The organism is Dokdonella sp. GW821-FHT11D02, from assembly GCF_058808595.1.
In genome coordinates, this window is sequence record NZ_CM179520.1 from 2766908 (window position 1) to 2784061 (window position 17154).

Sequence of the window (17154 nt, forward strand, 5' to 3'; positions counted from 1 at the left end):
CGATCAGAAGCGCCGCCTCGCCTTCTGCACCGAAGGCGCGGGCTAAACCCGCGAAAGCTCGATGTCGACCAGAAGTCCCGCGTGATCGCTCAACCAGACCCCGTCCACCGGCCGATCGAACACGAGCTGCGCGGCGACGATTTCGATGCGTATTTTCGTGTCTGGATCGGGAGCGCTGGCGAAGACGTAGTCCCATCGTTGGTCGAGTCTCTTGCGACCGAACAATCCAACGCTGCCGGCAGCGGCATTCGGGTTGTCGCTGCTCCACGTAAAACCTTGCCCTGCTCCGGCGACCTCGGCTGAACGTCAGCGTTCGCCGAAGCTGGTCATTCCCTGCATCGACGGCGAGATCGGCAACGGCATGCGGAATGTGCGCACGGTAGCCGCCGTGTCGTGCGCGGCTCAGCCTTTCGCCAGCGCCAGCGCCTTGTCCAAAGCCTGGTCCGCCGGCACGGCGACGTCGGGAACGATGCCGCCGCCTTCCCAATCCTTGCCCGTATCCGGATCGTAAGTGCGCCCAACCGGAATGAACGCGGCCAGCCCGGCGCCGATCGGCTCGACGCCGCCGAAATGATTGGCGCCCGCCGTGCGCTCGCCGACGATGGTGCCGCGATGCGTGCGCTGCAGCGCCAGCGCGAAGTGCTCGCCGGCCGAGCGCGTGCGCTTGGAGGTCAGATAGAACACCTTGGCCTGGGCCAGGCGATGATCCGGCCCGGCGGGAATCGCCACGTGCTGAAGCACCAGCAGCCCGGCCGGCCCCGCTACCTCGCGCAGCGTGTTGCCGACCGTCGGCGGCCGTCCTTCCTGCCCGTTCCCTCTCGCCGTCGCCATTTCGACCAGCACGGTTTCGCGCTCGAACAGGTGCGGGAACAGCGTATCCATTTCGGCCAAGCCGCCGCCACGCAATAAGGTGCGCGTGTCGATCACGATCGCCTTGGCGCCGGCGTAGTCGCGCACGAAGGCCTGCAACGCCGCCACCGAGGCCGGCTCGCCGGCGAATTGGTTGAAGCGAACATAGGCCACGCCGTCGGCGATCCAGCGCGTCTCGGCGACGCTCGGCGGATCGATCGCTGCCGCCGCCTGCGGCGGCGCTCCCGCGGGCGAGCGTTTAGGCGCCGCGCCATCGCGCGGTCGCTCCGGCTTCGCGCCTTCGATGCGGCGCGCGCCACCGGCGTCGGGGCCGGGATCGGCGCTCACGCGCAGATGGCCGTCGGCGGCGACCGCTTGCAGATCCTGCGTCAGGCGTTGCGCCATCGCCTTCGCGTCGCCGACGTGTTCGTACTTACCCGCGACGAGATTCGCGCGCAGCGTGTCGGCGTAACGTCGGCCGGTGGCCGGATCGACGAAGCGCGTCGCCAAGGTGTCGGCCAGCGTATCGATCGCGCCGGCGTAGGGGTTGGTCGCGCTCGCCGCGAACGGCGTGGACGCCGACAAGCCGATGGCGAACAAGCCGGCGATCAAGACGCGCCGGCGCAAGGAGCGCGGCGAAGCGGACAGCGGGGCGTGTGCGGGCATGCTCGATCCTCTCCAAACCATCCAGATTCCCGATACGGATGCAGGTCGCGTCCGAATGGTCGCATCGGGAGCCGCGCGCGAACACGAGCGGCTTTCGCGCCTCGGCAATCGATCGGCCTTATGGGATGCGGCGACCGAGGCCGCTCGGCCCCGCTCCGCCCGAATTATTTTTGTTTTCCCGTGTCACCCTTCGGCGCCCGGGAACGTATAGTTCGTCCGAAATGGCGGGTACGGTGCCTGGCCAAGAATTGCAGGAGTAGTCATGGGTCTTGTGCAGGCAGTGGTGGGTTCGATCGGCGGCACGCTGGCCGACCAGTGGAAGGACTTCTACACCGTTCCGGGCGGTTTGCCGGCGACGGCGGCGCTGTTCGCCGCGGTGCCGCAGGGCACCAACGCCGGACGCGGCTCGAACACGAAGGGATCGTCGAACATCATCACCAACGGCTCGAAGATCGTCGTGCCCGAAGGCTACGGTCTGCTGCTGTTCCAAGACGGCAAGATCACCGGCTTCGCCGCCGAGCCGGGCGGCTACGAATGGCGCTCGGACGACCTCAACTCGCAGTCGATCTTTTCCGGCGGCGGCCTGGTCGATTCGCTGATCAAGCAGTCCTGGGAGCGCTTCAAGTTCGGCGGCCAGCCCGGCTCGCAACAGGCCGCTTTCTTCGTCTCGCTGAAGGAACTGCCGGACAACCGCTTCGGCACGCAGTCGGAAATCTATTGGGACGACGGCTTCTTGAACACCCAAGTCGGCGCGGTGACGCGCGGCTCCTACACGCTGAAGATCGTCGACCCGATCCTGTTCGTGAAGAACTTCGTGCCGGCCACCTACCTGCAACCGGGCCAGGTGTTCGATTTCACCGACATGGACAACGCCGCCGCCGGCCAGCTCTTCAACGAAGTGGTGGGTTCGCTGGCGCCGGCCTTCAGCTCGTACACGAACGATCCCGGCAAGGGCAATCGCATCACCAAGCTGCAACAGGATTCGATCGGCTTCGCCAAGAGCCTGTCCGATGCGGTGGAACAGGCTTATCAGTGGAAATCCGATCGCGGCCTGGCCATCGTCAAGACCGCCATCGTCTCGATCGAATACGACGCCAACACGCGCGAACTGCTGAAGAACGTGCAGCGCGCCGACGCGCTGTCGGGCGCACGCGGCAACTCCAACCTGCAAGCCAGCGTCGCCGCCGGCATGCAATCGGCCGGCGAGAACGGCGGTGCCGCCGGCATGATGGGCATCGGCATGGCCTCGGGCATGATGGGCGGCATCGGCGGACTGCAACAGCCGGTGGCGCCGGCCGCGCCGGCGGCCGACGATCCGGTGGCCAAGTTGAAGAAGGCCAAGGAGATGCTCGATCTCGGCCTGATCACGCAAGCCGATTACGACTCGCTCAAGGCCAAGGCGCTCGGTCTGTAAACGACGGATCGCGCACACCCATGTCGAACGCCACCACGCCGCCCCCGGCGCCTCCCGGGCCGGGCTCGCCGCAGGACGTGCCGCCGTTGCCGGGCAGCTTCCCGCTCGACCCGGCCAGACTGCCCGAGCCGATCCGCAACGAAGTGCTGGCGCCGGACCCGGTCGCCATCGACACCGCTGCGGCCGAGCTGAAGGACGGCGTCAATCGCTGCCCCAAATGCGGTTCGAGCGAGATCCGGCAGAAGGCCGGCAGCGACCTCCTGATCTGCCTGTACTGCCGCAATCAGTGGCACGGCGCGCGGGTGGAAGAGGAATTCGGGCTCGGCGAAGACCTCGATCAGCTGCACGGCACGATCATCGCCTCGGGCGCGCGCGACATCGCGGCCGACGCTGCCAGCGTGATGACCTTCAAGTGCGGCGGCTGCGGCGCCGAAGTGACGGTCAACACCGAAAACGCGATGACGGCGCGCTGCCATTGGTGCCGCAGCGTGCTCGGCGTCAACCAGCAGATCGCTAACGGCGCGGTGCCCGACGCGGTGCTGCCGTTTCACATCAAGAAGGACGACGCGGTCGCGCGCATCCGCCAGTTCGTCGACAAGCGACGGCTGTTCGCACTGAAGGAATTCAAGGAACAGTTCACGCCGGAGAACGTCGTCGGCGTCTACCTGCCCTACATGATCGTCGACGCCAATGCGGGGGCCGACGTGGTCGGCCGCGGCGAGATCCAGACGCGCAGCTACACCGAAGGCAGCGGCGACAACAAGAGAACGTACTACGACGCCGACGTGTACCGGGTCGAACGCCACGTCGACTTCACCGTGGACGACCTGCCGCTGGAATCCTCCGTCGAACGCGGCAATCTCGACACCCGCGTCAACACCAACAACATCATCAACACGATCCTGCCGTTCGACACCAAGAACGCGGTGAAGTGGAACGCGTCGTACCTGTCGGGCTTCACCTCGGAGAAGCGCGACAGCGACGTCGAGCAGCTGCGCCCGCGCGTGGAAGACCAACTGCTGTCGATCGCCCGCGCCCAGGTCGAGTCGTCGGTGAACCGCTACGGCCGCGGCGTGCGCTGGGAGCAGGAACGCCTCGACGTGCGTGGCACGCGCTGGGTCTCGATGTACCTGCCGGTGTGGCTGTACTCGTATCACCAGCCCGGCCGCAACGGCGGCCTTCTGCATTACATCGCGGTGAACGGCCGTACCGGCGAAACGATGGGCAGCGTGCCGGTACAGCAGTGGAAGCTCTTGATGACCGCGATCACCGTCGGCACCTTCCTCGAAGGCGTCGTACTCTGGATTTTGGGACACTCCTCATGAGCGACGACAATGGATTCTTGCTGCTCGCCATCGGCCCGGGCGGCGCGGCGGCCTTGTATTGGGCCTTGTACAAGTACTATCGCAACACCGACAAGTCGCACGCCTTCGAGCGCGAGACCGCGGTCGAAGCCAAGCCGGTGACCGGCTCGGACGACAAGGTCGGCGAGGTGACGCGCACGCGCGAGACGCGGGTCAAAGGCGAGAACGTGCGGGCGTATCGGCAGCGCGTGGAACGCATTCCGGGCGATACCGGCTGAGGTAAAGTGGCTGCGTAAAGCAAGCTGACGGCGAAGTGCGATTTCGCTAAGGTCGCCCGAACGGCAAAATCAACCTGACTCCGTTCTTACGCGCGGCGCGCGTAGGACAGGTCCGCACCGATACGCGCTCCGCGCCGATGTGCCGGCGGTCAAGCTGAAAACCGCGCACCCCGACTCGGGTTTCCGGACCCCGTTTTCCAAACACTCGTGTCTGCCCCTTTTTTCGGAAGAACCATGAAGGCCCGCCGCGTCCATCCCTTTCCGGCGGCATGAGCTGGGCGTCGCGCCGGGCCGTCAAACCGGCCCAGGACCGGACCGAGCGCCTGCAACGCGGGATAGCCGTGCTCGTTACGGCGCTGCTGCACATGCTGCTCGTCCTGCTGGTGATGCCGCCGCCTCCGCCGCCGATGAGCACCTCCGCCCCGCAAGGCGAAGCGGACGGCGGCCGGATGGACGTGACGCTGATCGACCAGCCGGGCGGTTCGCCAGCGCCGCCCGAGCCCGAGCCGCCGCGCAAGCCGCCGCCGCCCAAGAAGCCCAAGGCGCCGCCGGCCGTCCAGCGTGCTCCGTCCACTCCGGTCGTGCCGGCCGCCGAGCCCACGCCCCCCGCGGAGCCGCAACCGACCGAGGCCCCGCCCGAACCCGCCTATACGAATCGCCCGCAAGCGGTGGGACTGCCGCCCGGCATGCGCACGGACGACGACGCACGCGCGAGCGCGGCACTGGCCGCCAAGCTCGGCAGCAACCGCGGGCGAAGCGACGGTCCGCCGCCGGCCGGGCCCAACATGGAACTGGACGGCTTCCACGTCTACTACGAACTGGTCAACGAAACCCGTTTGCGCGCCTGGCGCGATCAAGGCATGACCGAACTCTTTCTCCCACTGCCCGGCACGCGGAGGCTCATGGTCTGCCCGCTGGAAGTAGCCCTGCACCGCGGCTCCAGCCCGTGTCGCATGGTCGAAATGGACTCACCGGAATTGAAATCCATCGGCGACGCCCGCGAGGTCATCAATGTCGACCGCGTCTATCACCTGGGCGAAGAGGTGTGGAACGGACCGGGTCGGTATCGCTAAGCCGAAACGAGGCCAGGTTCGCTTCCGGCGACCTCGCCGTCAGTGAACCTGAGTCCATCAGCGACTCGTCGTGGTGCGCAAGCCCGTGCGCAGATCGAAATGCTGCTGCGTGCCCAGCGCAGCGGAATCGCCGGTCAGCTTCGCTTTGACGAAGTCGAAGGCGCGGCCGACGGAAGTCGAGGCCGAGGTCCAGGCCTCGGCGGTGTCGGCGTCCACGCGCAGCGCGGCCAGGTTCGGATCGTCTTTTCCCGCCGGGAAGAACAACGCGTCGATCGCGTCGGACCATAGCGCCGCGATCTGCGCTCGATCGACCGACACGTGCGCGCGGCCGTCGATCGAAACGTAGGTCCCCTTGCCGGCGTTGACGTAAGCGAGGTTGACGCGCGGATCGGCTTCCAACTCGCCGATCTTGCGGCTGTCGAGCGCGGTGAGGAACCAGACGCTGCCATTGAAAGGAATCTTGCGTACCGCCAGCGGCCGGCTCACCAAGCTGCCCTCGCCGTTGCGCGTGGTGAACATGACCACATCGGTGCCTTCGATCAGCGCGGCGACGTCGGCGGTCGCGTTCGGAATGGCCTGTTCGTTGTGCATGGCGGGCTCCGCGGATTTTTCTCCAAGTTAGTGAGACGCGAAGCAGCAGCGTCTGAACGATCCGCGCGACGAATCGTGCTGGGTTCAGACAACAACACCCAGGACGTCGCTACAGCTGTCGATTGCAACCGAAGCCCGCAGCTCAGAACAGACTCCCGCTCAGAACGGAATCGCGAAGTTGCCCCAGGCCGGCGTATGGCTGGCGTCGCCGGCGGCCTGATTCCACGGATACAGCGCGGGATAGGTGATCAGCGTGGTGCCGTCGTCGACCACCGGCGCTACATAGATCAGCGGCACGCTGCCGGCGCGCGTCGAAGAGAAGGTCATCCAATAGAACCGCCGGCCGCCGTCGTTGCCTGGCACCGGCGCCCATTGCGGCCAACTGTTGGTGACGCCCGGGCTGCTGCGGCCGGTGCATGAAACCGGATCGTTGGCGGCGATCCGCAGCGGCTGGCCGCCGATCGCGGGGACCACGTACACCTCGGCCTGCGCGTTGTTGTAGCTGTTCGCGCTGGCCGGCGCGCGGTTGTAGGCGATGTAACGATCGTCGGGCGAGAACGCCGGGTAGTACTCGTTGTCGCCGCTTGCCGCGACCGTAACCGGTGCGCCGCCCGCGCGGTTGTTGAACGGCACCACGTGGATATCGCCATTGGTGACCGTCACGCCTGTGGTTACCGCATCGGGCGTCGAGACGTACACCACCTTGTCGCTGAAGTGCGCGAACGAGGCCGACGCCGCATTCGTGCTCTCGCCGGTGCGCGCGAGGAAACCCCAGCCGCTGCCCTGCGCGGCCGAAGTCGCTTCGAGGTCGGTCCAGATGATGTTGTTCTGGTACATCGTCAGCGCGATGCGGTCGCCGCCGATCCAGTGCAGCTGGGAGAACGACGGTGCGTCCTGATCCTGGCGCGCCATCAGCGTCTGCGCACTGCTGCTGATGAAAGACGGCGTGAGATGCTGCCCGTCGGCGGACAACAGGCCCAGCCCGGCGCCGCCGCCCTCGCCCGCCGAGAACCCGACGTAAGCGCCGTCGGGCGTCGAGGTGTGGCAGCCGAAGCAGCCGGCGCCCGCGTCGGCCGGCGCGAGGATGTCCTTCAAGTTCTCGTCGCCGATGCGGAACCCGCGCAGCCGCATGCCGTTGCTGGTGTTGGTCCAGTACACGATCGCGCCCGGCGCGGCGACCGGCGCGATGCGCACGGCGCCGCTCGAGCCCAGCTCCGGCCCGCTGGTGAGCGTGCCGGATGCGTAAGTCGCGCCGCGCACCGTCACGGTGATGGGAGTGTCGACCGTGTGCTGCGACAACGCGGCCCAGAGGTTGGCCGGCATCGTCCACGACGACGCGGTGGTGTAGACCAGCAAGGCGTTGCTTTGGTTGTTCGCGCTGAGACGCAGCTCGAACAAGTTTTCGCTACCGCTCGGAATCCACGCGAAGCGCGGACGCAGCCAGTTGTTGGGGAACAAGGTTCCGATCTGCGGATCGGCCAGGCAAGGCCCGCCCGTCGGCGCGCCGACCGTGCCGCCGAACAACGGCGGCGCATCCGCGGGCGTGCCGTCGTCGATGATCGGTTGGGCGGGGAAATCGCGGAACTCGAAGCCGTCGGCGAAGATCGCATCGAGCGCCGACGCGGGCGCGGATGTCAGCACCAGCGCCGACGTAAACAGCACGACCAACGAGCGACGCATGGCGCTCTCTCCCCATTGAGTCCGCAAGATTCGAAATCGCCCCGGGGCGGCATCGTACTCCGCTTCGCGATCGAAACGGGGCGAGGCTCATTTCCAGCGAACTCGCTGGAGCAAACCTGCGGCGATTGCCGAACCCGGCTCGACGACGTGGTGTCGATCCCGTCCGTCAGCCGTTTCAATCCGATCTCATTCGCCGACCAGGAAGACCGGCGCTGATCCCTACTCTCCGTCTACTTCCACAAAGTTCAATAACGTGCCGCCTTGTTGAACGTTGTCGCAAGCATCAACAGGCGGCGCATCGATGTCAGCGCGACGCTGGAACCGTATCCCGGTCCGGAAGCGGCCTGCGAGCGATCGCCCTCTTGTGCCGCAGTGAGGGTTCACGTCATATGAGCCGTCCTTGACCGAACCCGGCTCCGTTCCGACATGACTGCCGCCGCACCCGAAGCCGACACCCGCACCCGCCTGCGCCGCTCGGTCTCCAACACGCTGAAAGGCTCGGCCGGCAACCTGGTCGAGTGGTACGACGTCTACGTCTACTCGGTCTTCGCCGGCTATTTCGAATCGCAGTTCTTTTCGCCACAAGACAAGAACGCCACCTTGTTCATCTGGGCGATCTTCGCCATGACCTTCCTGATGCGGCCGATCGGCGCGTGGTTCTTCGGCCGCTTCGCCGACCGCTACGGCCGCCGTCTGTCGTTGACGGTGTCGGTCACGATCATGGCCGGCTGCTCGTTCGCCATCGCGATCACGCCGACCGAAGCCAGCATCGGCCTGGCCGCGCCGATGATTCTGCTCTTGGCGCGGCTAGTCCAAGGCTTCGCCACCGGCGGCGAGTACGGCGCCAGTGCCACCTATCTTTCGGAAGCGGCCCTGCCCGGCCGGCGTGGTTTTCTGTCTTCGTTCCACTACGTGACCCTGGTCGGCGGCCACGTGCTGGCGCAGCTCACCCTGCTCGTGATGCTGCAACTCTTCGACGCCGCGCAGATCTCGCACTGGGGCTGGCGCGCCGCCTTCGCCATCGGCGGCCTCGCCGCCATCGTGGTGTTCTGGATGCGGCGGACGATGGACGAATCGCTCGGCTCCGACGCCATCCAAGCCGCTAAAAAGGGCCAAGCGCGCGCCGCGGGCTCGCTGCGCGAACTGTTCGTGCACCAGTGGCGGCCGCTGCTGCTGTGCTTTCTGATCACCGCCGGCGGAACCGTCGCGTTCTACACCTACACCGTGGTCGGCCCGAAGATGATCCAGAGCCGCTTCGCCGGCGACGACGCGATGACCGGCGTCGTCATCAACTTGATCGCCCTGACCGTGCTGATGCTGCTGCAGCCGATCGGCGGCTGGTTGTCGGACCGGGTCGGCCGCAAGAGTCTCCTGGTGTTCTTCGGCCTCGGCGGCGTGCTCTACACCGGATTTCTGGTGCTGGCGCTGCCGCAGCAGAGCGGCTGGCTGCCCGCGTTCGCGATGCTCGCCATCGCCTTCGTGATCCTGACCGGCTACACCTCGATCAACGCCGTGGTGAAGGCCGAGCTGTTCCCCACCCACGTGCGCGCGCTCGGCGTGGGGCTCGGCTATGCGCTGGCCAATTCCGCGTTCGGCGGTACGGCGCCGTTGCTATACCAGGCTGCGCTGCGTGCCGATCAGATGATGCTATTCGCCGTGTACGCGACCGTGGTGATTGCGGTGTCGCTGGTCGTGTATGTGTTCTTTCTCAAGAACAAGGGAGCGAATTGGTTGGATGATGCGGCGGCGATGGGACGATAGATTTTCTTCGTTCAAGTCCAGCCGCAAGGCGTATCCACCTTGCGGCTGCGGCCTTTCCAAGCACTCAATCAGCTGTCATTCCCGCGGCGGCTGATGAGCAGCGTAGCTTGACCGACCGTCACCTGCAGGTCGTCGCCAACTGAGAATCCGCACTGCTCCAGCCAGCGCCCGCCCAGCCGCAGACGTGGTACGGCGCGCCCAAACCAATGCAAACCGCGATGCTCGTCGTAATAGATGGAACCCATCTTGCAGCGCGTGGGAGCGCGGAAGCGCTTGCGTGGCGAAGACGAGAGGTCAGGAAGCGCCTTGGGCTTCGAGGGATTCACTTCCGGCTCAATTGCAGGAGCGGGAAGTGATCGGGTGACGCGCTTGCGCGGCGCGACGAGAATGGCAGAACGCGAAGATCCTCTTCTAGAGCGGGACATGTCGGATTCCTCGTTCGATGATGGAATCCAACGCCATCGGGCGCTGGGGCGCCTTGTGATTCGAGCTGTCAAACCCGGCTGCGCAATTTTCGCAACAGACCAATAGTGCCAACGCACTTAGGGTTGGTCAACGAGCTCATCGACAACGTCGCTAAACGGTCCCAGAGCTTTAAGTAAGTGACTCTGCTCCGTTAGTCCCGCCGTTAGTTTTATATGCCAGATGCCGCAGAGCCAATATCAATCCTACTTAGCAAGTTCGCGTTCGGCTTATCTGTATTATAGAGATGCTTAGAAAGTATGATCTTCGCCATTCCAGAAACATCATCTCGCGTCCTATCGTCCAAATACTCAAAACGATACTCGTCCACGAACATCGTAAATAAATCATAAAGATAAAATGAATCCTTATCCAATGACGCCACGTACTTACCAATTGCGCTCTGCCATTTCTTTGGCCGGATAGTTGCAATTAACAACGCCACATTGTGCTTCCTAAGCTCATCTGTTTCAGACAATAACTTATTAAATAATAACGGCCCCATTTTTGCCGACGCCAAATCAGGACCAAACCATTTTAATACATTGAATGGTATGACGTTCCAAATCTTTGTTATCGCACCATCCTCAGAGCGAAGTTTTTCATCTACGACAAAGCGCGTACCGTCGAATTCAGCCTTACCTTGTTCCGCCAAAATAGGAGAAATGAGCACGAGGACACTTTGCACCTGCTCCCAGCAGCGCAGCAAGACATCAAAGAGCCTCTCCTTTCCCTTTGGTGAAACATAATCACTGTTTCGCAAGGCCCGCGCACTAGCTCGAAGCCCAGCGCATAAGTTATCGAATGAGTAAGAATTAAGAAGCGAACGAATTCTTTGGTCATATGGCCTGGAAGGGTCATATGAACGATCAAGAAAGTCATCCTTTACATTCTGGGGAAGATGAGAATTTAAAACATCATTATGCAAGTACTCAAGCATCCTCTCTTCGCCAAGCTGTCTCGCAGTCCAACGAAAGAAACTATAAAGATTAGACGGGTTAGAAATATTGGCTTTTCCGCCAACGCTAGACTGCAGCTTATCTAGATCATCGCTTAGTGACACAAGGGCATCGTTTCTACATCGATCAATGCCCGTATAGAACTCAATAACCTCAGGAAATCTCGTATATTGCATGTCGGTAAAAATATAATTTCGAAAATCAGAATCGTGATGCATCCTTGCTGCGGCAAAGTAGTAAATCCAATAGGAAAACCTAAATCCAAATTTTGCACCAAACTTAACAATTATTGAATGCTCAACAAGTAAATCCATTACTCCAGACACATCAACATCCACAAGCATATGATCGCAAAAGATATTACCGCGCTTTATAAAATCTTCACGAGTGAATAACTGATCACTACCCTTCAATATCGACTCGCAAAAATTTCCAAGAAGATGCTCGCAATCCTTCAAGTCTGCACGTGATCTGTAAGTCAGAGAGGCCGCTGATTGAAAGACTATATTGAGAACACCTCGAATGACTTCCGCCCTATTCACTATGGATTCCGATTCATCACCAGACACAAGCAACAATGTGAGACAATTTAATGCCGTTCGCGGAAGGTTTAACGCGTCAAGATCGTATAAAACACGATTGAATAAAATTTCAACGTCGATATCAAGATCATTTTCCTCGCAGTAACTACAGACTATCCTTCTGAGCGCCTGTCTTTTTAGGGCCCATAAATATAATGAACGAAAAACTCTTCCGCCGATTAGCCCGGCCTCTGATGCCCGCAGCGTTGGTGCGAATTCAGAGGCTAAAACTACGATCCTTGAATCAGGAAATTCCTTAATTATTGCCTCGATGCATTTATTAGCGTTATTTATTCCCCGGCTCCAAGAGTCAACTACGATTCCGACAACCTGCTTCTTCGTTCCGCCAAATGTACACAAGAGAGAATTCAAGTCTTGACGTACACGATGTTGCTTAGTCGTCGCGAGATCGACTCTAAGCCATAACGAATTATCTCCTAGGCCAGCATTACATAATTGCCAGCCAACACAGCTTAATCCGTACTGTGGTGGAGCAGTCAACACTAATGAATCAGGCTGTGAGACAATATCATTAATAGAATACTTTGCCTTCGAGGGACGCCCGCGCTCGGTTTCCGGGCAATCAAATATCTCAGGGTCAACCCAGCGCGAACTTTTATCTCGACCAAATGTACGCAGTGCACTAGATAAACCGTCGGAAAAGTAACGCCGTGCGACGTCACAGCAACTTGACTTAACCTGAGCTAACGACTGACCAAACTCAACTCTTCCGGAATCGGTTCCGGACATTGTTGTACCGAGGACGAATCGAGATTTTTGATCCCATTGTCGATAAAGAACTGATTTTGATCCATCTACTTTTATGCTTGTAATCGAATATCCCATTGGACTGCGCTTGTCAGTTAGAAGCGCCGGAGCATTCAACCTTAGAGTTCTACCAGTCGACCTCTGTTCATCAACCACATCTTGATCGTGTTCATGACCAAAAAAACAGAGATCGAAGCTAAGAAACTTATCGCGAAGCTCACGACGACACCAATCGGTCATCCAATTCAATGGATGGTGACATACGAATATTCGCAGTTTATGAGTACTTTTATGCAGCCAATTTGCTAAGTCACGCGTCCCAACGGCTAACCGTTGGAAGTCAGAAATTGCCTTTCCACGATATTTTAATCCTCCGGAAGAAAAGAACGCTGAATTAGCACAAAAAACACCTAAATCATCCGTGATTGAATAGCCAGCGCCCCCAACATGTGAAGACCCAACGCCATAACCTGCAAAGGATTTCTCAAATGAGAGATAACCTTCAAATTTTTCATCAAAAACAGTGCTGTGTTTTCTTATATAATTATTAAATGAATCCTCATCAAGGTTCATATTTATAATCGATTCATGATCTAAAAAGTTATCTTCAACGACCTTCTGAGATATGTCGTGGTTGCCCGGCACGCAGATACGATTAGATTTCGGTATACCAGCCGCTGTTAGAAGAGGATCTAGTTGCTCAAGGAATGATAAAAAATCCTCGTTCTTTGAGCCTGCGCCAGCAATATCCCCAGAGAGCAGTAAGAATGTCTCTCCATTCATCTGTGAAACTTGTCCTGGGAGATCTTCCAGAAACGGCCGAAATGCCGGCCTGCGATCGTACGCGCCAGGCGCGAAATGCACATCGGAGATATGAATGAAGTTGTAAGTCACTATTTTGTCTCTGCTTGGTTGCACGTTAGGTCGGCGCTCACTCAACCACGTTATCAGCACGTGCGAGATCCGCCTCAGCGATTACATCTTCGCTTCCATCAACGCCGCGAGCATCGCGAACGACGTCAGAGCGCCCTACTTGACTGAGAATTCCATCACTTCCTTTGCATCCCCATAAACGCCTCCCTAACCTCCGGCGCCACCACATCCACCTGCCGCTTCGCCTGCAGCAACGCCCTCTGCCCTTCCGGCAACTGACAATTGCGCGACAGCGTCGTCGCCTCGTCGCCGTTCCGCGCCTTCGCATCCTGCAGATTCACCACCACGCCCAAGGTGTCGCCGAGCGGCTCCAGCGCCACGCAGATGCGGTCGATCATGGCCATGTCGCGGTACTTCTGGCCGTCGACCATCACGGCCAGGTTGTCGGCGTCGAGCCAGATGGCGGAGCGCACGCCCGACAGCGGGCGCACCGCAGCGCGCGCGGCTTCGCGGTTGATCGGGCGATTGGCGTCGCGCAGGCGGATCGAGCGCGAGAAATCGGGCGCCATTGCATCGACGTGTTGCCGGGCGGCTTGTTGATTGCCGGTCAGCAGCGCCGCTTGAGTGCCGGCGATATGGCCGGCTGTGGCGTAAGGATTGGTGGGTTGCCCGGCTTGCTGCGGGCGAGACTTTTCAGACGCGGTATCGGCGGCCTGGCGCTGGCACGCGCTGACGCAGACGGCGATGGCGCCGATCAGCACGAAACGGAAACGATTGTGCGGTGTTCCCCAACACCGGCATCCAGCCGAGGACTCCATCCCGAATCTCCGCCCCCTCAAGCGTCGATGGATGGAGTAGGCAACAAATGCGAGCGGCGTTCAAGTTGCGCCGCAACCCGAGGCCGACTATCTGCCCGGGCGACAACGGCGCATTCGTTCCGACGCTTCCGGCATCAGCCGCCGTCGGCCTTTGGCGCCGCGCTGTCCGTCTTCCAGTACGCCGCGTCGTAGAGCGACAGGCTCAGCTCGGACGGTTTCGGCAGCTTGTTGGAGAGATCGAGAACGGCGCCCTCACTCTCCCAACGCGCGGCGCTGCCATCGGGCGATTTCCCCGCGTTGTCCGGTGCGCTGCCCGCTTCGGGCTTGGGTGCGCCGTGCGCCTTCGTCAGCGTGTCGAGGATCTCGTCGTAACGGTCCTTCGCGAGTCCGGTGACGCGGATCTGCACCAGCCGATCGTCGTGAAAGCGATAGAGGATGGCGACGTGTTTGCCGGCGAAATATTCGTTCTGCATGCGCGGGAACTCGTCCACGGCTTTGCTTTTGCGGCAGATCTTGTCGCCCGCGCGCGCGTCGGTCGCGGTGTCGCAGGTCCAGCGCTTGCCGTAAGACTTGGCCAGCTGATCGATCGGCGTGCCGATCGTCTTGCCGTTGATGTCGAGCCCCCACGCCGGACCGGCACAGGTTGCCGCAAGGCCAAGTATCGCCAGGACGATCGGACGCATGAATTCTCTCCCCTGATGTTTCGTGACGGTGGCTGGCGATCGTACCCAGTCGCGGGCGGGGCCGAAACAGCAACGCGCAGGCGGCCGCGACGACTTGCGCATCCGCTCGCCGCCCAAACCCAACGCTACGCAGGCGTTCGCCCCGCTCGCCGGCCGCGCACGAAGCCTTTCTCCGGGTCGATGAAGCTGACTCCGTTCCCGCGTAGATCGGAAGTCGTGCCGACTTCCGGCACGCTCACGCCCGCTCGGCCGGGACTAGCGTTGCGGCGGACGATCGATCTAGCGCGACCGTCGCCGCAGGGGAGCAACCACATGCCGGAACTCGATCGCCGCCGATTCCTCCAACTCGCCGCCACGCTCGGCGCCGCGCTGGCCTTGGGCTGCACGCCCGTGCGCCGTTCAGCCAGCGGCTGGCGCGAACGGCGCGAGCTGTATCCGCAGGGCGTCGCCTCCGGCGATCCGGACGAGAACAGCGTTCTGCTGTGGACGCGACGCCCTTACGCGGATGGACGCGACGAGGCCAGCTTGCTGGTCGAAATCGCCGAAGACGCAGCCTTCGCGCGCGTGGTCGCGACGACCACGGCAAAAGTGCAAGCGCAGTCCGACTGGACCTGCCGTGTGCTGGTCGGCGATCTGCAACCGGCACGCGAATACTGGTACCGCTTCGTCGACGCGGACGGCAACGGCAGCCGCATCGGCCGCACGCTGACCGCGCCGAACCCCGACGACGCACGGCCTGCGCGCTTCGCCTTCGTCAGTTGCCAGGACGTCTGCGAGGGTCATCTGAATGCCTATCGGCGCATGATCTTCGAAGACGAACGCGCCGCGCCGGAGGAGAGATTGGGCTTCGTGCTGCACCTGGGCGATTTCGTCTACGAGGTCGTGCAGTACCCAGACCAGGTCAAGAACGGCCATCGCTACGACCGCCTCATCACCTTCCCTATCCAGTTTCCGAAAGGCAAGACGGTGGCTAAGAACCGTTTCTGGGCGCCCGATTCGCTCGATGATTACCGCGCGCTCTACCACGCCTACCTGCAGAACCCGGACTTGCAGGACGCGCGCGCGCGCTGGCCGTTCGTGGCGATGTGGGACAACCACGAATTTTCCTGGAACGGCTGGCAGTCGATCCAGGAATTCGCCGGCACGGAAGGCTGGGTGCCGGCGCAGACGCTGAAAGTCGCGGCGAATCAGGCTTGGTTCGAATACCAGCCGGCGCGCGTGTTGCCGCCGGGCTCCAGCCTGGACACGTTCAACGTGCCGCAGGTGGTCGACACGTTGGTCAAGGATTTCGACGACGACGGCCTCGGACGCGAAGCCAACAACCTGGCCGCGATCGACAGCCTCATCGCCTATCGCGCGCTGCGCTGGGGCCGGCACATCGACCTGATCCTCACCGACCAGCACAGCTTCCGCTCGCGCGATCCCTCCTCGCACGACGAAATCGGTCCGCTGTTCGAAGGCGACACGCTGGGTTTCGTCCCCGAAGAATTGTGGCGGCAGCTCGACGGCGGCCGCGACTACGCCAACGGCCATCCGCCATCGAAGCTGTCCTTCGGCGACAAGAGCGTGGCCAACTACCGCGCCGGCGACGCCGCGCAGACGGTGTTGGGGGCGAAGCAGAAAGCCTGGTTCCTCGAGCGCCTGCGCAGCGCGAAGGCGACCTGGAAAATCTGGGGCAATTCGCAGGGCACGCCGGACTGGCGCGTCGATCCGCAGCATCTGCCGACCGCGCTGGGCTCATGGTCGGGCGAAGGCTTCGCGCTACTCGCCACCTACGATTGGGGCGCCGCCTACCACGAGCGCGCGCAGATCTTCGACGCCGTGCGCGATGCCGGCATCACCGGTTTCGCCATCGTCTCCGGCGATCGCCACAGCTTCTGGGCCGGCTACGCCGCCAAGGCCTTGCCGCCCGCCGCGTTCGAACCGGTCGGCGTTACCTTCGTCGGCGGCTCGATCTCTTCGCCGGGCATGGTCGAAGCCAACGAGCACAATCTGAAAAAGGACGATCCCTTGCGTCCGCTGTACGTCGCCAATCCCGATGGCGGTGCGCCGCAAGCGACGGTCAACCTGCTGTTGCGTCACGGCGTGCGCTCCGCGTTGGAATACGCGCGCAGCGGCGACTTGCAGAAGGCGCACGCGGCGAGCAATCCGGAGCTGGCGCCGCATCTGTCCTTCGTCGACATGGGCGGACACGGCTACGCCACGGTCCGCGTCGATGCAAATACGATGGTGACGGAGTTCGTCTGCATCCCGCGCCCGATCGAGCGCAGCCCGCGCGAGGACGGCGGTCCGCTGCGCTATCGCGTGCGTCATGAAGTGGCGCTGTGGCGGGCGGGGGAAGCGCCGCGGATGCGGCAGACGGTTGTCGAGGGGGACGTGGGGCTGGCGGTGTGA

At 62.0% G+C, this 17154-nt stretch carries 14 protein-coding genes; 7 read left to right on the top strand and 7 right to left on the bottom strand.

Annotation, left to right across the window (positions count from 1 at the left end; genetic code table 11):
• The first annotated feature begins 81 nt into the window (after positions 1-81).
• Positions 82-303: a hypothetical protein gene (locus tag AC3QL3_RS11695; RefSeq protein WP_492893729.1), complete on the top strand. Its 222-nt coding sequence runs from the start codon at positions 82-84 to the stop codon at positions 301-303.
• Positions 304-402: 99 nt separating this feature from the next.
• Here AC3QL3_RS11695 and AC3QL3_RS11700 read toward each other — a convergent pair whose 3' ends face one another.
• A complete protein-coding gene (locus AC3QL3_RS11700; RefSeq protein WP_492893731.1) occupies positions 403-1515 on the bottom strand; it encodes a S41 family peptidase in 1113 nt (370 codons plus the stop codon).
• 262 nt (positions 1516-1777) lie between these two features.
• Between AC3QL3_RS11700 and AC3QL3_RS11705 the strand changes: the two genes are divergently transcribed.
• The 4 genes from AC3QL3_RS11705 (at position 1778) to AC3QL3_RS11720 (ending at position 5584) form a co-directional block, all read left to right on the top strand.
• Positions 1778-2929, top strand: coding sequence for an SPFH domain-containing protein (locus AC3QL3_RS11705; protein WP_492893733.1), 1152 nt, complete (start codon positions 1778-1780; stop codon positions 2927-2929).
• A gap of 20 nt (positions 2930-2949) precedes the next feature.
• Entirely contained in the window at positions 2950-4254 is a 1305-nt protein-coding gene (locus tag AC3QL3_RS11710; protein ID WP_492893735.1) for a TFIIB-type zinc ribbon-containing protein, read from the top strand.
• Positions 4251-4511 (top strand): hypothetical protein, encoded by a 261-nt coding sequence (locus tag AC3QL3_RS11715; RefSeq protein WP_492893737.1) that lies wholly within the window; start codon positions 4251-4253, stop codon positions 4509-4511. The genes AC3QL3_RS11710 and AC3QL3_RS11715 overlap by 4 nt, the downstream gene beginning before the upstream one ends.
• A gap of 269 nt (positions 4512-4780) precedes the next feature.
• On the top strand, positions 4781-5584 hold the full coding sequence (locus AC3QL3_RS11720; protein WP_492893739.1) for a type II toxin-antitoxin system RelE/ParE family toxin: 804 nt from the start codon (positions 4781-4783) through the stop codon (positions 5582-5584).
• 57 nt (positions 5585-5641) lie between these two features.
• Here the strand turns inward: AC3QL3_RS11720 and AC3QL3_RS11725 are convergent, their stop codons facing one another.
• Both AC3QL3_RS11725 and AC3QL3_RS11730 read right to left on the bottom strand, forming a co-directional pair.
• Complete coding sequence (locus tag AC3QL3_RS11725) at positions 5642-6175, bottom strand: pyridoxamine 5'-phosphate oxidase family protein (RefSeq protein ID WP_492893741.1); 534 nt, start codon at positions 6173-6175, stop codon at positions 5642-5644.
• A gap of 159 nt (positions 6176-6334) precedes the next feature.
• Entirely contained in the window at positions 6335-7855 is a 1521-nt protein-coding gene (locus AC3QL3_RS11730) for a TolB family protein (protein WP_492893743.1), read from the bottom strand.
• Between the two features lie 426 nt (positions 7856-8281).
• Here AC3QL3_RS11730 and AC3QL3_RS11735 point away from each other — a divergent pair, with 426 nt between their 5' ends.
• Entirely contained in the window at positions 8282-9616 is a 1335-nt protein-coding gene (locus tag AC3QL3_RS11735) for an MFS transporter (protein WP_492893745.1), read from the top strand.
• 68 nt (positions 9617-9684) lie between these two features.
• Here AC3QL3_RS11735 and AC3QL3_RS11740 read toward each other — a convergent pair whose 3' ends face one another.
• The 4 genes from AC3QL3_RS11740 to AC3QL3_RS11755 all read right to left on the bottom strand — a co-directional run bounded on the left by AC3QL3_RS11740 (position 9685) and on the right by AC3QL3_RS11755 (position 14862).
• Entirely contained in the window at positions 9685-10041 is a 357-nt protein-coding gene (locus AC3QL3_RS11740) for a SymE family type I addiction module toxin (protein ID WP_492893747.1), read from the bottom strand.
• 209 nt (positions 10042-10250) lie between these two features.
• On the bottom strand, positions 10251-13280 hold the full coding sequence (locus tag AC3QL3_RS11745; RefSeq protein ID WP_492893749.1) for a metallophosphoesterase: 3030 nt from the start codon (positions 13278-13280) through the stop codon (positions 10251-10253).
• A 155-nt stretch (positions 13281-13435) separates the two neighbouring features.
• The gene (locus tag AC3QL3_RS11750) at positions 13436-14020 is read right to left on the bottom strand and encodes a hypothetical protein (RefSeq protein ID WP_492893751.1); all 585 of its coding nucleotides are present in this window, start codon (positions 14018-14020) and stop codon (positions 13436-13438) included.
• Positions 14021-14211: 191 nt separating this feature from the next.
• Positions 14212-14862 (bottom strand): hypothetical protein, encoded by a 651-nt coding sequence (locus tag AC3QL3_RS11755; RefSeq protein ID WP_492893753.1) that lies wholly within the window; start codon positions 14860-14862, stop codon positions 14212-14214.
• Between the two features lie 210 nt (positions 14863-15072).
• On the opposite strand from AC3QL3_RS11755, the gene AC3QL3_RS11760 reads away from it, so the two are divergent.
• Entirely contained in the window at positions 15073-17154 is a 2082-nt protein-coding gene (locus tag AC3QL3_RS11760) for an alkaline phosphatase D family protein (RefSeq protein WP_492893755.1), read from the top strand.

Bases quoted from the DNA above. Each gene is read 5' to 3' on its own strand.
- AC3QL3_RS11700 (WP_492893731.1), bottom strand. From the start codon at position 1,515: ATGCCCGCACACGCCCCGCTGTCCGCTTCGCCGCGCTCCTTGCGCCGG.
- AC3QL3_RS11705 (WP_492893733.1), top strand. From the start codon at position 1,778: ATGGGTCTTGTGCAGGCAGTGGTGGGTTCGATCGGCGGCACGCTGGCC.
- AC3QL3_RS11710 (WP_492893735.1), top strand. From the start codon at position 2,950: ATGTCGAACGCCACCACGCCGCCCCCGGCGCCTCCCGGGCCGGGCTCG.
- AC3QL3_RS11715 (WP_492893737.1), top strand. From the start codon at position 4,251: ATGAGCGACGACAATGGATTCTTGCTGCTCGCCATCGGCCCGGGCGGC.
- AC3QL3_RS11720 (WP_492893739.1), top strand. From the start codon at position 4,781: ATGAGCTGGGCGTCGCGCCGGGCCGTCAAACCGGCCCAGGACCGGACC.
- AC3QL3_RS11725 (WP_492893741.1), bottom strand. From the start codon at position 6,175: ATGCACAACGAACAGGCCATTCCGAACGCGACCGCCGACGTCGCCGCG.
- AC3QL3_RS11730 (WP_492893743.1), bottom strand. From the start codon at position 7,855: ATGCGTCGCTCGTTGGTCGTGCTGTTTACGTCGGCGCTGGTGCTGACA.
- AC3QL3_RS11735 (WP_492893745.1), top strand. From the start codon at position 8,282: ATGACTGCCGCCGCACCCGAAGCCGACACCCGCACCCGCCTGCGCCGC.
- AC3QL3_RS11740 (WP_492893747.1), bottom strand. From the start codon at position 10,041: ATGTCCCGCTCTAGAAGAGGATCTTCGCGTTCTGCCATTCTCGTCGCG.
- AC3QL3_RS11755 (WP_492893753.1), bottom strand. From the start codon at position 14,862: ATGCGCAAGTCGTCGCGGCCGCCTGCGCGTTGCTGTTTCGGCCCCGCC.
- AC3QL3_RS11760 (WP_492893755.1), top strand. From the start codon at position 15,073: ATGCCGGAACTCGATCGCCGCCGATTCCTCCAACTCGCCGCCACGCTC.